The organism is Bradyrhizobium dasycarpum, assembly GCF_042019905.1.
In the GTDB taxonomy this organism is placed as follows: Bacteria; Pseudomonadota; Alphaproteobacteria; order Rhizobiales; family Xanthobacteraceae; genus Bradyrhizobium; species Bradyrhizobium japonicum_B.
The window spans coordinates 6,127,081-6,140,234 of sequence record NZ_CP169574.1 but is presented as its reverse complement, the minus strand read 5'-3'; the positions used below and the strand labels follow the sequence as shown (position 1 = coordinate 6,140,234).

The following is a 13,154-nucleotide window of genomic DNA, read 5'->3' as shown; positions in this document are numbered from 1 at the left end:
AATCTCAAATTGCGGAAGCGCGCACATGCGCGCCGGAATTCTGGCAGGCGCCGCCGCAGCACGCGGCTTCCCCGGTATCGACAGCGCTCTCGTCGTCGTGCGTGTCGAATGCGTGAAAGATCAGCGAGGCGCTGACCACGCCGGGCAGGCGATGCATGGCGGCGATCTGGTCGATCGCCAGCGAGGCCGGCGTATCGATGACGGTCAGCGCGAGCCTGTTGTCGCCGGACGCAGCCTCCAGCTCGACGCCGGGCAGCGCCAGAATCCGGTCGGTCAGATCCCGCTCCGCATCCGGTGCGAGATAGACGGCAACGCCGCAGATGTTGGTGGCTTCAGCCATTGTGCACGACCAGGTTTGCAAATTCGGATACGAGCGCGATGCGGTCCCGCGGCGCGAGTGCGATGGCTTCGACCGGGCAGACCGGGATGCAATCGCCGCAGCCGGTGCAGGCCGCAGCATCGATCACGGCGCCCAGCTTCTCGCGCCCGAGAATGCGGATGGCGGAATGCTCACAGGCTTCGACGCAACGGCGACAGACCACGCCATGCCGTTCGACGCAGGCGTTCGCGCTGGAGACGGTCGCCACCTGTTCGGGACGCGTCTCGTCCAGGCGCGGCGCATGCGCGTCGCGGCCGGATGCGAAAGGCAGAACGGCAGAGAATAGTGAGCGTCGTGACATTGGTCTCGGCATATCCGAATCCCCACGGGCAGAGCCGTGTTCAGGAATTGTCCAGGAGAATGCGCCCCATCGGGCACATCTCGGTCGACGCCGTTGTCACCGCTGCGGACCATAGGTTCCGGCGGTCCAGATCGCATTGCGCTAGATCAACCGGCGAAGCCGACCCGCGCCAGCAGCGATCGACCCGCACGGCCGTCGCGGCCTGAAATTGCGTCAATCGATCAAGGCGTTTACCTGGCCTTCATGTTTGAGCCGACCAAGTCGGTTCAGGCGGGTGGGAAATCAGCCGACAGCGGCGTTGGCGGTCTCGATCTCCGGTGTCGCATCCGCCTTGAATGGACGGGTCGAATGGTTACTTTGGAGGGCGGCAGATCGCCGCGCGTCGCCCTCTTTCAAGACAGCAATGCCAACTTTCACCCCGCATCAGGACGCCGCGCTCAAAGCCGTCGGCGACTGGCTCAAAGCAAAACCCGGCCGTAGCGGCACGCCGCAGGTATTCCGCCTGTTCGGCTTCGCCGGCACCGGCAAGACGACGCTGGCCCGGCACATCGCCGACGGCGTCGACGGCGATGTGAAGTTCGCCGCGTTCACCGGCAAGGCCGCCCTCGTCATGCGCAACAAGGGTTGCGACGACGCCTCCACCATCCACTCGCTGATCTACCGCGCCCGCGAATCCGGCGAGGAGCAGCCGAGCTTCGAATTGTGGGACGACGCGCCCGCCTCGAAGGCGAAGCTGATCGTGATCGACGAATGCTCGATGGTCGACGCCGAATTGGGGCGCGACCTGATGTCGTTCGACTGCCCGCTGCTGGTGCTGGGCGATCCCGCGCAGCTGCCGCCGATCCAGGGCGGCGGATTCTTCACCAACACCTCACCGGATGCAATGCTGACCGAGGTGCACCGCCAGGCCCAGGACGATCCGATCGTGCGGATGTCGATGGACGTGCGCGAAGGCCGCGAGCTCGACATCGGCCGCTATGGCGAGAGCGAGGTGGTCTCGCGCAAGGAGCTCGACCCCGATAGGGTCATGGCCGCCGACCAGGTCCTGGTCGGCCGCAACAACACCCGCCGCGCGTACAACATGCGAGTGCGTCAGCGCCAGAACATCGAGGACGTCTTTCCGGTCGCCGGCGACAAGCTGGTGTGCCTGCGCAACAACCGCAAGAAGGGCCTGTTCAACGGCGGCCTGTGGCGGGTGAAATCGCGCAACACCTCGCGCTCGAAGTCCCGCATTCTTTCGATGCGGCTGTCGCCGGACGAGGATTTCGGCCACAAGGTGACGAAGGTCTCGGTGCGCGCCGATTGCTTCGAGGGCGGCGTCGAGCAGATCGCCTGGGAGCAGCGCAAGCCCTATGACGAGTTCGACTACGGCTATGTGCTCACCGTGCACAAGTCGCAGGGCTCGCAATGGGACGACGTCGTGCTGTTCGACGAGAGCTTTGCGTTTCAGGAGAGCCGCGCCAGGTGGCTGTACACCGGAATCACGCGGGCGGCGAAGCGGCTGAGTATCGTCGTCTAGAGTTCGCTGCCGCAGGGTGAGCAAAGGCGCAACACGCCGTGCCCGAGTCTCTCTGCAAGCAAGAAAACGTGGGCACGCTTCGCTTCGCCCACCCTATGCACTGAGCGTGGGTGTGATGCTGTAGTGCGCACCGCCCGGATGCATTCACCAAGCGCTAGGCTTTGAGTTGTATCACTGCGCGATCGGCAGGAGGACACCAATGGCTGAACGCTTGGGAAGACCCGATTACCTCGATGCGCGTGATGATACCTCTAGCGCGAGTCGTCGCGGGTTTCTGAAGTCGGCAGGCATTGCGGCCGGCGCGCTCGCCGCATCGATCGCCGCGCCGGGATTTGCGCACTCCGCTCCGCTGCGTGACGTGCCTGCGCGGCCGGACAGGCCGGTGCGGGTCTCGAAGCAACGCCTCGACGCGCTGGCGGCGCAATTCTATGCCGTGTTCAACGAGCACGACGTCCTGCCCAAGGATTTCTCCGGGAAGCACGAGGCGCGCTACGACGTCGAGCTGCGACGCATCACCACCATGACGCGCGTGCCCGAGACGGGAGAGCGCGTGAAGGTCAGCGCGCTCGTTGCGGTCCCCGTCGGCGCGCGCGGGGCATTGCCGGTGTTGTCCTGGCAACACGGCACGATCCTGTCGTTCGACCAGGTTCCTTCGAACCTGCTGCGACTTGCCGACGAAGGCTACCAGCTTCGCGACAACGTCGATTCGCTGGAAACGCTGTTCAACATCCAGCGCTTCGCCGGCAACGGCTATGCCGTCATCGCCGCCGACTACATCGGCAAGGGCCCTCTTCGCCACGGCCGCGGCGAGGCCTATGCGGTCAAAGGCGCCACGGTGCAATGCTGTCTCGACGTGCTCGATGCCGGCCTCCTCGAGATGAAGAAGCTCGGCCTCCGCCAATCCGCGCTGTTTCTGAACGGCTGGTCGCAAGGCGCGCTGAACACGCAATGGCTCAAGCAGGAGATGCAACGCCGCGGCATGAAGGTGACGGCAAGTACGACCCAGAGCCCGTTCAACAATCTCGCCGAGAGCTTCCATTACTGGGTCAACCCGACCTCCTATATTCCGTCCGCAGAGACGTCCTACCCGCTGCCGCCGGCCTGGATCACGCCCTGCCTGGTGGTGCTGCTCGGAAGCTATCGCCAGTATTATGGGCTGAGCGATCTGTTCAAGACCGCCATCAAGCCGCAACACCAGGCGTTCGCGGAGAAATACTGGGCCGACTACAGCCTGGCGGGCGACACTGCCAAGACTGTTCCGCTAGCTGCAGACTTCCTGGTGGACGGGTTTTTCGACCGTTTCACCCATGACACCAACAGCCGGTTGCTGCGCCAGCTCGGTCGCAACGGCGCGACTTTCTGGGACTACGATTCCCCGATCCGGTTTTATTACGGATTGGCCGACGAGGCGTTGCATCCGCGACTGGTCAAGCCGGCGATTGCCGCGGGTGGACGTTTCGCGGCCGGCGTACCGGTTGCCGGCGCAAGCCATCGCGTCACGTTTCTGGCAAGTCTCTATGGCGACGGCACCGTCCTGAACGGGCAATCGACCGCATTCGACTGGTTCAATTCGTTGATGTGAGAGCGGCGCCGGCCCTCACTTGCCCGCAACGAAGTAGAAATCTTCCCGTCCCGGCGGCGAGCCGTAGGTGAACGGCTGCTGGCCGTGCTTGGTCGCGGCCCAGACGTCGTCGCGGATGATGTCGAACAGTTTTCTGATCTCGACGCGAGGCTGCTTGATCTCGCGGGCCAGCGCGGTCGCAAACGGGCTGTTGGCGCTGCCGTCGCCGTCCATCGCGGTCTCGCCGTGCTTGGCGGCATAAACCACCATGAAGCCGGCACCGGGCTCGATATTCGAAAAGCCCTTGTCGACCAGCTTCAGCGACAATGTGCGCTGCATGGTCGGCGCGAACGGATTGTCGCGGCAGGCATCGAGCACCACGAGACGCATTTTTCGCGCGGCACCGACCGCGGCAATCACCTGCTCGAGGGCGACCGCCTGTGTCTCGGCGTCCTTGTCGGCGGCCAGCTTGGCGTCGACGGGAACGAGATAGTTCACCCCGCCGATCTCGAAGCCGTGGCCGGCGTAATAGACCACGGCCCAGTCGGCTTTTTCCGCCTCGTTGGCGAAGGCCTGCAACGCCTCGAAGAACTTGTCGCGGGTGAGGTCGTTGACGGAGATCACGGTCTGGAAGCCGACCTCGCGCAGCACGCTCGCGATCAGCCTGGAATCGCGCGGCGGATTGGGCAAGACATGGACATTCTTGTAGGCGCCGTTGCCGATCACCAGCGCCACGCGGCGGCCGGTGGATGCGCCTTGCGGCATGAGCGCGGCGAGCCGCTCCTGCGCGATGGCACGGGCGCGCGCAACCTCGGTGTCGTCGAACTTCGTCAGCGAATAGGCCGCGGCGCGATAATCGGCGCGGGCTTGCGCCAGATCCTTCCGGCGCTCGTAGATCTGACCGCGGCCGGAATGGGCGCGGACATTGTTCGGGTTGATCTGGAGCGCCGTGTTGTAGTCCTTCAGGGCGGCCTCGAAGTCGCCCTTCATCATGCTGACGTCGGCACGATTGTTGATTGCGAACACGTTCTTCGGCTGTTTCTCGATCAGGCGGTTGCAGTCGGCAAAGGCCTGATCGAATCGTCTCATCATGCCGTAGGTGATGCAGCGGTTGCCGGCGATCTGCGGCGCGGCGGGATCGATCTTCTCGGCCTCCGCGAAATCGGCAAGCGCGCCTTCGAAATCCTTCAGCAGCGTGCGCGTGCGGGCGCGATTGGTCCAGGCCAGCAGGAATTTCGGCGTGTACTTGATCGACAGGGTGAAATCGTCGATCGCGCTTTGCAGCGCGCCGCGGCGGGCGTGAATGACGCCGCGATTGTTGTAGGGAACGCCGTAGGCCGGGCGCTTCTGGAGCGCAAGGTTGTAGTCCGCCATGGCGAGGTCGTCCTGACCCTTGCGCTCATAGGCGAGGCCGCGCAGGTTGAGGGCAACGACGTAGTCGGGATCGAGATCGATCGCGATCGACAGGGTCTCGATCGCGTGGTCGTAATCGCGCTTGTTGATCAGCGTGTTGCCGCGCACGGAGAGCGCGATCGCCTTGTCCTTGCCGCCGAGCTGGTCGGCCTTCAGCAGATTGTCGCAGGCGCTCGCGCGGGCCTGGGCCTCGGCCTGGCGGTCACGGCAGATGGCGAGCTCGTCGGCTTGCTGGTCGGCCGCGGCGTTCGACACGCCGGCGGCCAGGATGATGGTCAGGGAAACGACGCGCCACATGTTGTCAGGCCTGCTCCAGCCGGCAAGTTCACCGTGAGTCGATGATCGATCGCCGGGTTTCATCTAGCCCGGAGTTCCCGGTCTCGCCAAGGCGGGCGCTGGCTCGGCTGTTCCGTGCGGCTCATTTCACGGACTCGTGTCCGTCCCGTCGTAACAATCGGCGGCGGCGTCCGTACCTCGGATGATGCGGAAAGCCCGCCAGACAACTGTTCGTTCGGCCCCCATCGTCCTAGACTGTCAGACCTTCCGAAAGAGGATCCGCCATGCGCCGACCTGCCCTCGCTTCCCTGCTCGCTGCAACTGCCGCCCTGACGCTGGCCTTTGCCATGCCGTCCCGGGCAGCAGAGGATGCGGTCGTGATCCCGGCGCCCGCCATGGATGCAGCGCCCGCGAGCGGGATCCAGACCGCCGTCATCGCCGGCGGCTGCTTCTGGGGCGTCCAGGGCGTCTTCCAGCACACCGCCGGCGTCGTCAACGCGGTCTCCGGCTATGCCGGCGGCACCAAGGCGACCGCCGACTACCAGGCCGTCTCGAGGCGGCCGGACCAGCCACGCCGAGTCCGTCGAGATCAAGTACGATCCGAAGAAGATCTCCTACGGCAAGATCCTCCAGATCTTCTTCTCGGTGGTGCACGACCCGACCCAGCTCAACCGCCAGGGTCCCGATGTCGGCCCGCAATATCGCTCGGCGATCTTCACCACCTCGGACGAGCAGAAGAAGGTGGCGGAGGCCTATATCGCCCAGCTCAACAGCGCCAAGGTGTTCAGGAAACCGATCGTGACCAAGGTCGGCGCACTGGAGGCGTTCTATCCGGCGGAGGCCTACCACCAGGACTATCTAACCTTGCACCCCAACCAGCCCTATATCGCCTATAACGACCTGCCCAAGGTCGAGAACCTGAAAAAGCTGTTCGCGGATAATTACATTGAAAAGCCGACGCTGGTGAGTGCCAGCAAGGCTACCAACTGATCGCAACATCGTCTCAAGAACGGGAGAGCCATGCCCGACACCGGAACGAAGACCACCGACGACAAGGTCATCAAGAGCGAGGAGCAGTGGCGGCGCGAATTGTCGCCGATGCAGTATGCGGTGCTGCGCGAGAAGGCGACCGAGCGTCCCTTCTCGGGCGAGTATGAGCACGACCACCGCGCCGGCACTTACGTCTGCGCCGGCTGCGGCAATGTGCTGTTCGAGTCGGACGCCAAGTTCGATTCCGGCTGCGGCTGGCCGAGCTTCACCCAGCCCGCGGTCGAGAGCCACATCGACGAGGAGCGGGACGTCAGCCACGGCATGATCCGCACCGAAGTGCTCTGCTCGAAATGCAGCGGCCATCTCGGCCACGTCTTCCCCGACGGCCCGGGGCCGACCGGCTTGCGCTATTGCATCAACTCGGCGGCGCTGAAGCTGGAGCCGAAATAATCGGCCTGTGCGGCCGGGTTCCTTCATGGAACCCGATCGCACGATGTGCTTTTCTTCTCTGGCGGTGCGGCCGATCATCGCATTTTGGCGGCCGCCAGGAGGAAGCCATGTCACTCGGGACCGTTCTGATCATCCTGGTGATCATTTATCTGCTCGGGGGCCTGTCCGGCCGCTGGGGCGGTTACGGCTATGGCCTCGGCCATTCCGGCATGGGGATCGGCGGCGTCGTGCTGGTGGTGCTGGTCGTCCTACTGCTTCTCGGCAAGCTGTGAACCAGCTAACATATTGGGATTACTAAATTTATTCCGGCTGCGGAGCTGCCATGCGCGGATTCATCATCTCCCATCGCAGGGTCGCATTTTTGTCAGATCAGCTTATATTAGGGGTGAAAATGGCATGTGCGGCGGGCTTGCTCGATTGCGGCCCCTGCCCTCCCAAACCCCACGCGCTTAAAGCCCCAGAGAAGATCACGAGGTCTTTGACCATGCGTCCATTGCGTCCGTTCAACTTCAACACCTCCGCCGAACTCTTCCCCGCCGCGATTCGCAAGAAGAAGCGTGCGGGCTTTACCTATCGCCGCTTCGGCACCGCAGCCGAAGCCGTGCAGTTCGCGATGGAGCAGTTGCCGACGGATTCGCTGAACGGCGCCTATCTCCAGGTCGAGGAAGCGCGCTTCGACCAGAACGGCATCCGCTCGCTCTATGAGAGCGAGGCCTTCCCGCTGCCCCGCCGGCCCAAGCCGGCGCCGGCCGCCGAGACCGACGCCGACGCGGCGTAAGCTTTCGCTGAGCCTTACGATGTGCGCGGAAGCGCGATGACCTAGAGGTCGTCGCGCTTTTTGCGTTTTGGGCCTCCGTCCCTCACTGCCCCGCTTGCGGGAGGAGGCAACGGAAGAAGCTCGCCTCACATCCGCGGCTGCTTGTCGAGCCAGCGGCGGAGCAGGCGCACATTGCGCATGTTGGCGCGGAACATGACGTCGAAAGCGTCGCCCGCGAACGGCACCAGGCCGACCACGCCGTCGAGCGCGACATTGCCGAGCATGCGCGCGGTGACGTGCCAGGGCGCGCCGAGCGCGCGGGCCTCGCGCACCAGCCACAGCGAGATCGCCGTGGTGATGATGTCGCCGACGACGGGGATCAGACCGATCAGCCCGTCGATGCCGTAGCGGATGTTGGTGCCGGGCAGGATGAAGGCGATGTCGAGCAGCTTTGCGATCGCCTCCAGCCGCGCGATCCGCTGCTCGCGCGTCAGATTGCCGAACGGGCTCCCCGAGAACGGATTATCCTTGCCAAACTCGACACGGAACTCACGAAACCCCTGCTCCAGCGTTTCGGGGCGGATTTCCCGGCCGTCCTGATCGATGATCGGCCCGCGCCCCTCGGAGCCCGAAAAGGGCGCGCGCGGGCCGCTCCCCGAACGGGGCCTGCGCGGAGCGAGAATATCGTCATCGGACATCGTCATGGTCCCGAAGGAACGCGCCGGCGCGGCGGAAGTTGCTGCGCCGCGCCCGAACGTCGCGCACTCAGGTCGGCGCAGTCACAGCCTGCGGCTCCTTGACGTATCTATGTACGAGGAAGGACGAAATCGCCGCCGGCACGAAGCCGACGAGGCCGTACAGGATGAACTGCACCGCGCCGGAATCCGGCCCGCGCGAGCTGTAGGTGAGCGAGGCCAGCACGAAGGCGAACAGGCCGACCAGCAGCATCCGCAAGACCGGGCCGATCCGCCTGATGTGGACCAGGATGTCGTCCACCGCGCCGATCATCAGCGAGGGCAGCAGGCCGAACAGATAGCTGTATTGCAGGGTCTTGAAGAACACCGCGAACAGCTTGCCGACCTCGCCGAGACTGGTCTGGGTCCAATAGCCGGACTGATAGGTCGTCGTCAGCAGCAGCAGGAACCCGCCGACGAACGGGCCAACCAGCGCAAACACCAGATAGCGTTTCATCAAACACCCTCACACTTCCCGGGCGGTTATAGCAGCGCCGCGGGAACCTTGAATAGCGGGGTGGGCTCCCCTTTGGGGGAACAAGTCAGAGGGCGACGAGTTCAGACAGGACCTCAATGATCCCTGGCAGATTGGAGTCGCCGATGCCCCGCAAATTTCTCCTGGCGACAATCACGCTGGCGGCCCTGACCGGCCTGCCGAACGCACCCGCGCTTGCGCAAGGCCACATGGGCACACCACAGGAGCAGAAGGCCTGCTCGCGGGATGCGTCGCGGTTCTGTCGCAAGGATCTCGGCAATGACGGTGCGGTGCAGAGCTGCCTGCAAGCCAACCGGGCCAAGCTGTCGAAGTCCTGCAGCAAGGTGTTTCAGAGCCACGGCATGTGAGGACGAACACCATCCCCAGCGAACGGAGAGTGAAGCCATGTTGCACGACGAAGAACTCTCGATCCTGCGGGACATCAGCCAGTCCGTTGCCTTCGCCGACGACCGGCAAGGCAAGATGGGGCAATTGATCGCCGACGGCTATGTGATGAAGGACGGTGACCTGTTCGAGCTCACCGCCAAAGGCGTCACCGCCGTCGAGGAACACGCTGCCGCGCTCGGCGCGAACGATGTGGAACAAGCGAGCGCATCCTCCAATCGGCTGATCTGATCGCGCGCGACGTGACTCGCGTGCAACAATTGCGAATTCCTTTGCGCTGACCATTGCAGGCTGGTGACAATGGCGCATACTTCGCTCGGGCGGCGCAGCACTTTTCGATTCGAGCAATCAAGAAATCGAGCGACCACATGCGGGAGTGAGCTCCCGGCGTGAAGGCTGTGACATGCGGCAAATCAAGTCGCGTGCGGCGCCCCAAAACCAAGTGGCTCAAGCCTAAGGATTCGGGGATCCATTCTGCATGACACGCACTCAGACCATCGCTTCGCTGTTCAAGACCACCGCTTCGCTGTTGGCCGTTGCAACCGCCGCCATCGCGCTCCAGACCTCGCCCGGCCTCGCCTTCTCGTCCGAGGCGCAGCAGCTGTGCACCGGCGATGCAATGCGGTTGTGCTCCAGTGAAATCCCCGACATCCCGCGGGTCAGGGCCTGCATGGTGCGGAACAAGGCGCAGGTCAGCTCCGGCTGCCGCGCCGTGATGGACCGCGAGGCGGTCGCCTCACGCAAGCGGGAAGCGGCGGCGCAGTAGCGCCGACCATCCAGGCTGTCATTCCGGGGCGGTGCGCAGCACCGAACCCGAATCCATTTCTCGACGTCACCCGCTGAACGATGGATTCCGGGTTCGCGCTACGCGCCCCGGAATGACGAAGAACCGTTGGAGACCTGTTAGTCGCCCCACTGCGCGAAGGCGTCGTTGAAGGCGCGCTCGCCCGGAGCGCCCTTCTCGATCGCGATGATGGCGCGGCGCTGATTGGCATAGACCAGCGGCACGTCGAACCACGAACGCTCCTTCAGGAGCTGGACGTTGCGGGCGCGGTCGGCGTCGACGTTGGACAGGCCGACCAGGAAGAAGCCGTCGGTGACCTTGACCGCAAGCCCGGCGAGCGGCGTGCCGCGGGCCTGCTCGTTCGACTTCATCAGGATACCCGGCACGTTGGACACGCTGCCGCCCGGAAAGTCCGGCGGCAGGATGAAGGTCAGCTCGGCCGTGTGGCTCGCCGGCAGCGAGGAGTCGGTGTTGCGGCGGAACGACATCGTCATCTTGAACTTGCGGTCGGGGATCTCGATGTCGGCGCGCACCGCGACATCGGCCTTCTGGTTGCCGGAGGCCTTGATCGGCTCCAGCCGCCACACCACCGAGCCGACATATTGCTTGCCCTTCGGATCGGACGGATCCTCGTCATAGAGCACGACCTTCTGCGCCACCGGCGCGACCGGCTGGTCGCTCGCCGAGGGCTGACCGACGCGATCGGGAATCTTCGGCTTGGTCTGCGGCTGCGAGGCAGTGCTCGGCGTCTCCACCACCTGGGTCGGCGAGGACTTGAACAGGTTGGTCGCGATCTGGAGCAGCGGCTTGCCCCAGAGGATGCCGGCACCGACCAGAATCAGCACGATGCCGACGGCGATCGCGCTCTTGAACGGGAAGGCGGAGCCGGTGCGGACGCGCTTCTTGGCGTCGCGCTCGGGCGCGATGCGCGGACGCGGCGAAGGCGGCTGCGGCGCGTAGCGCTCGGCCTCCTCGATCGACTCGTCATAGGAGTAGGGCGCGTCCTGCTCGCCGGCGCGGTTTTCCAGGCTCGGCCTCGAGGCCGGTCGAATTCCGGCGAGGGCGAGGGCACGTTGGCGTAGGTACGGCGCGCGGCGCGGCTGGCCTGCGCGGCCGCACCGCCGAGATCATTGGCATCGGCCGTGATGTCGCGGAAACCGCGCACGCCCGGTGCCGGCGGCAGCGACGGCGGCGATCCGAGATCGGGCGGGCGGCGGGGACCGGCGCGATCACGTCCAGCCGCCGGCGGCTCCGGCATCGCTGGCGGCGCGGCCGGTCCGGCTTGGCGCGAGGCATCGAAACGCGGAGCGCGCGGCGGCCGCTGGGCATCGCCCTGGTCGTCGCCGTTGGCGGACGGACGGTCGGCCCGCGGCGGCGGAGCCGGACGCGTCCGCGGCGGAGCCGGCGAGGCCGCAGCCGCGTTGCCCTCAGCGGCTCTCGTGCTGGCGCGGCGAAAGGCATCCCCGCTGCCGCTGCTGCGCCCGCCGCCACCGGGGCGCGAAGCCTCGCGGGCACGCTGGGCCGCCTCCGATTCGACCTTGCGGACGGCCTCTTCCAGCGACAACCTTTCGCGGGTGATCTCGGATTCGGAAAGCGGCGGCTGCACGCTGCGCAGCTGCGCGATCAGCGCCGTGCGCGCCCGCTCATAGAGCGCGCGACGGCTTTCGCCGGGAGCATTGGGGTCCAGGGCGGCAATAGCGCGGGCGATCAGCGGATAGTAATCAGCCATTTCTACTCAACTATACGCGCGTCCTGGTAAGAGATCGTTAAGCCTCAAACGGGTTTTGCACGAGAATAGTATCTTCGCGTTCGGGGCTGGTGGAAAGCAGTGCGACCGGGCACCCCACCAATTCCTCGATCCGCCGGACATATTTGATGGCCTGGGCCGGCAGGTCGGCCCAGGACCGCGCACTCGCGGTCGGCTCCTTCCAGCCCTCGATGGTCTCGTAGATCGGCTCGACCCGGGCCTGGGCGCCCTCGCCAGCCGGGAAATGGTCGATCTCCTTGCCGTCGAGCCGGTAGCCGGTGCAGACCTCGATGGTGTCGAAGCCGTCGAGGATGTCGAGCTTGGTGAGCGCGAGGCCGTTGATGCCGCAGGTCCGGACCGCCTGGCGGACCAGCACGGCGTCGAACCAGCCGCAGCGGCGCGGACGGCCGGTATTGGTGCCGAACTCGCGGCCACGCTCGCCGATCTTGCGTCCGGTCTCGTTGTCCTGCTCGGTCGGGAACGGGCCCTGGCCGACGCGGGTCGTATAGGCCTTGCACAGGCCGAGCACGTAGCCGACCGCGCCCGGCCCGACGCCGGCACCGGTCGCGGCCTGCGCCGCCACCGTGTTGGACGAGGTGACGTAAGGGTAGGTGCCGTGGTCGACGTCGAGCAGCGCGCCTTGCGCGCCCTCGAACAGCATGCGCTTGCCTTCGCGGCGCCTGATGTCGAGCAGCCGCCACACCGTCTCGGCGTAGGGCAGCAATTGCGGCGCCAGCGCGCTCAATTCCTTCAGGATCTGCTTGCCGTCGAACTCCGGCAGATTGAGGCCGCGGCGGAGCGCATTGTGGTGGGCCAGCAGCCGGTCGATCTTGTGCGGGAGCGTGTCGAGGTCGGCGAGGTCCATCAGGCGGATGGCGCGACGGCCGACCTTGTCCTCATAGGCCGGGCCGATGCCGCGGCGGGTGGTGCCGATCGCAGTCGCCGCATTGGCGGATTCGCGGTGCGCGTCGAGCTCGCGGTGCAGCGGCAGGATCAGGGTGACATTCTCGGCCACCCGCAGATTGTCCGGAGAGACCGCGACGCCCTGCGAGCGCAGCTTGGTGACCTCGTCGAGGAAGGCGGCGGGGTCGAACACCACGCCATTGCCGATCACCGACAGCTTGCCCTCGCGCAGCACGCCCGAGGGCAGGAGCGCGAGCTTGTAAGTCTTGCCGTTGATGACCAGCGTGTGGCCGGCGTTATGGCCGCCCTGGAAGCGGACGACGATGTCCGCCTGCTCAGACAACCAGTCGACGATCTTGCCCTTCCCTTCGTCGCCCCACTGGGCGCCGACGACGACAACATTGGCCATTCGCGGGTAATCCCTGTTCAATCTGTCTCTAGGAGGCATGATCCTCGCGGA

14 protein-coding genes and 2 pseudogenes are annotated in these 13,154 nt (G+C 65.4%); 9 read left to right on the top strand and 7 right to left on the bottom strand.

All coding sequences use genetic code 11. The annotated features are described in order from the left end of the window. Window positions 1-4: 4 nt before the first annotated feature. Window positions 5-340 (bottom strand): chaperone NapD, encoded by a 336-nt coding sequence (locus tag ACETMP_RS29285; protein ID WP_375158842.1) that lies wholly within the window; start codon window positions 338-340, stop codon window positions 5-7. Then, a complete protein-coding gene (locus tag ACETMP_RS29280; protein ID WP_375158841.1) occupies window positions 333-680 on the bottom strand; it encodes a 4Fe-4S dicluster domain-containing protein in 348 nt (115 codons plus the stop codon). Before ACETMP_RS29280 ends, ACETMP_RS29285 begins: the two co-directional genes overlap by 8 nt. Window positions 681-1,083: 403 nt before the next feature. On the opposite strand from ACETMP_RS29280, the gene ACETMP_RS29275 reads away from it, so the two are divergent. Next, window positions 1,084-2,199, top strand: coding sequence for an ATP-dependent RecD-like DNA helicase (locus tag ACETMP_RS29275; RefSeq protein WP_375158840.1), 1,116 nt, complete (start codon window positions 1,084-1,086; stop codon window positions 2,197-2,199). Window positions 2,200-2,398: 199 nt separating this feature from the next. Continuing rightward, entirely contained in the window at window positions 2,399-3,781 is a 1,383-nt protein-coding gene (locus ACETMP_RS29270; RefSeq protein WP_375158839.1) for a twin-arginine translocation signal domain-containing protein, read from the top strand. Window positions 3,782-3,796: 15 nt separating this feature from the next. On the opposite strand, the gene ACETMP_RS29265 is transcribed toward ACETMP_RS29270, so the two are convergent. After that, entirely contained in the window at window positions 3,797-5,470 is a 1,674-nt protein-coding gene (locus ACETMP_RS29265) for a tetratricopeptide repeat protein (protein ID WP_375158838.1), read from the bottom strand. 263 nt (window positions 5,471-5,733) lie between these two features. Between ACETMP_RS29265 and msrA the strand changes: the two are divergent. The 4 genes and pseudogenes from msrA (at window position 5,734) to ACETMP_RS29245 (ending at window position 7,667) form a co-directional block, all read left to right on the top strand. Continuing rightward, window positions 5,734-6,439, top strand: a pseudogene (gene msrA, locus ACETMP_RS29260) (peptide-methionine (S)-S-oxide reductase MsrA). A 30-nt stretch (window positions 6,440-6,469) separates the two neighbouring features. Next, on the top strand, window positions 6,470-6,889 hold the full coding sequence (gene msrB / locus ACETMP_RS29255) for a peptide-methionine (R)-S-oxide reductase MsrB (RefSeq protein WP_375158837.1): 420 nt from the start codon (window positions 6,470-6,472) through the stop codon (window positions 6,887-6,889). A 107-nt stretch (window positions 6,890-6,996) separates the two neighbouring features. Next, the gene (locus ACETMP_RS29250; RefSeq protein ID WP_375158836.1) at window positions 6,997-7,161 is read left to right on the top strand and encodes a DUF3309 family protein; all 165 of its coding nucleotides are present in this window, start codon (window positions 6,997-6,999) and stop codon (window positions 7,159-7,161) included. Window positions 7,162-7,373: 212 nt separating this feature from the next. Beyond that, complete coding sequence (locus tag ACETMP_RS29245; RefSeq protein WP_027560969.1) at window positions 7,374-7,667, top strand: hypothetical protein; 294 nt, start codon at window positions 7,374-7,376, stop codon at window positions 7,665-7,667. Between the two features lie 125 nt (window positions 7,668-7,792). Here the strand turns inward: ACETMP_RS29245 and ACETMP_RS29240 are convergent, their stop codons facing one another. Beyond that, window positions 7,793-8,350, bottom strand: a complete 558-nt coding sequence (locus ACETMP_RS29240) for a DUF4112 domain-containing protein (RefSeq protein ID WP_375158835.1) — start codon at window positions 8,348-8,350, stop codon at window positions 7,793-7,795. A 61-nt stretch (window positions 8,351-8,411) separates the two neighbouring features. Then, window positions 8,412-8,837 carry a DUF5413 family protein gene (locus ACETMP_RS29235; protein WP_375158834.1) on the bottom strand — a complete coding sequence of 142 codons (426 nt, stop codon included), beginning with the start codon at window positions 8,835-8,837 and terminating at the stop codon, window positions 8,412-8,414. A gap of 143 nt (window positions 8,838-8,980) precedes the next feature. Between ACETMP_RS29235 and ACETMP_RS29230 the strand changes: the two genes are divergently transcribed. The 3 genes from ACETMP_RS29230 (at window position 8,981) to ACETMP_RS29220 (ending at window position 10,026) form a co-directional block, all read left to right on the top strand. Then, window positions 8,981-9,223, top strand: a complete 243-nt coding sequence (locus tag ACETMP_RS29230; protein WP_375158833.1) for a cysteine rich repeat-containing protein — start codon at window positions 8,981-8,983, stop codon at window positions 9,221-9,223. Window positions 9,224-9,260: 37 nt separating this feature from the next. Continuing rightward, complete coding sequence (locus ACETMP_RS29225) at window positions 9,261-9,491, top strand: hypothetical protein (RefSeq protein WP_375158832.1); 231 nt, start codon at window positions 9,261-9,263, stop codon at window positions 9,489-9,491. Between the two features lie 247 nt (window positions 9,492-9,738). Then, window positions 9,739-10,026, top strand: a complete 288-nt coding sequence (locus ACETMP_RS29220; RefSeq protein ID WP_028138312.1) for a hypothetical protein — start codon at window positions 9,739-9,741, stop codon at window positions 10,024-10,026. A gap of 137 nt (window positions 10,027-10,163) precedes the next feature. Here ACETMP_RS29220 and ACETMP_RS29215 read toward each other — a convergent pair. Together ACETMP_RS29215 and ACETMP_RS29210 are read right to left on the bottom strand one after the other, a co-directional pair. Then, a pseudogene (locus tag ACETMP_RS29215) lies at window positions 10,164-11,773 on the bottom strand (hypothetical protein). A gap of 37 nt (window positions 11,774-11,810) precedes the next feature. Then, window positions 11,811-13,103: an adenylosuccinate synthase gene (locus ACETMP_RS29210; protein ID WP_375158831.1), complete on the bottom strand. Its 1,293-nt coding sequence runs from the start codon at window positions 13,101-13,103 to the stop codon at window positions 11,811-11,813. Between the last annotated feature and the right edge of the window lie 51 nt (window positions 13,104-13,154).

Bases quoted from the DNA above. Each gene is read 5' to 3' on its own strand.
- ACETMP_RS29275 (WP_375158840.1), top strand. From the start codon at position 1,084: ATGCCAACTTTCACCCCGCATCAGGACGCCGCGCTCAAAGCCGTCGGC.
- ACETMP_RS29250 (WP_375158836.1), top strand. From the start codon at position 6,997: ATGTCACTCGGGACCGTTCTGATCATCCTGGTGATCATTTATCTGCTC.
- ACETMP_RS29270 (WP_375158839.1), top strand. From the start codon at position 2,399: ATGGCTGAACGCTTGGGAAGACCCGATTACCTCGATGCGCGTGATGAT.
- ACETMP_RS29245 (WP_027560969.1), top strand. From the start codon at position 7,374: ATGCGTCCATTGCGTCCGTTCAACTTCAACACCTCCGCCGAACTCTTC.
- ACETMP_RS29285 (WP_375158842.1), bottom strand. From the start codon at position 340: ATGGCTGAAGCCACCAACATCTGCGGCGTTGCCGTCTATCTCGCACCG.
- ACETMP_RS29240 (WP_375158835.1), bottom strand. From the start codon at position 8,350: ATGACGATGTCCGATGACGATATTCTCGCTCCGCGCAGGCCCCGTTCG.
- ACETMP_RS29280 (WP_375158841.1), bottom strand. From the start codon at position 680: ATGTCACGACGCTCACTATTCTCTGCCGTTCTGCCTTTCGCATCCGGC.
- ACETMP_RS29220 (WP_028138312.1), top strand. From the start codon at position 9,739: ATGACACGCACTCAGACCATCGCTTCGCTGTTCAAGACCACCGCTTCG.
- ACETMP_RS29265 (WP_375158838.1), bottom strand. From the start codon at position 5,470: ATGTGGCGCGTCGTTTCCCTGACCATCATCCTGGCCGCCGGCGTGTCG.
- msrB (WP_375158837.1), top strand. From the start codon at position 6,470: ATGCCCGACACCGGAACGAAGACCACCGACGACAAGGTCATCAAGAGC.
- ACETMP_RS29225 (WP_375158832.1), top strand. From the start codon at position 9,261: ATGTTGCACGACGAAGAACTCTCGATCCTGCGGGACATCAGCCAGTCC.
- ACETMP_RS29235 (WP_375158834.1), bottom strand. From the start codon at position 8,837: ATGAAACGCTATCTGGTGTTTGCGCTGGTTGGCCCGTTCGTCGGCGGG.
- ACETMP_RS29210 (WP_375158831.1), bottom strand. From the start codon at position 13,103: ATGGCCAATGTTGTCGTCGTCGGCGCCCAGTGGGGCGACGAAGGGAAG.
- ACETMP_RS29230 (WP_375158833.1), top strand. From the start codon at position 8,981: ATGCCCCGCAAATTTCTCCTGGCGACAATCACGCTGGCGGCCCTGACC.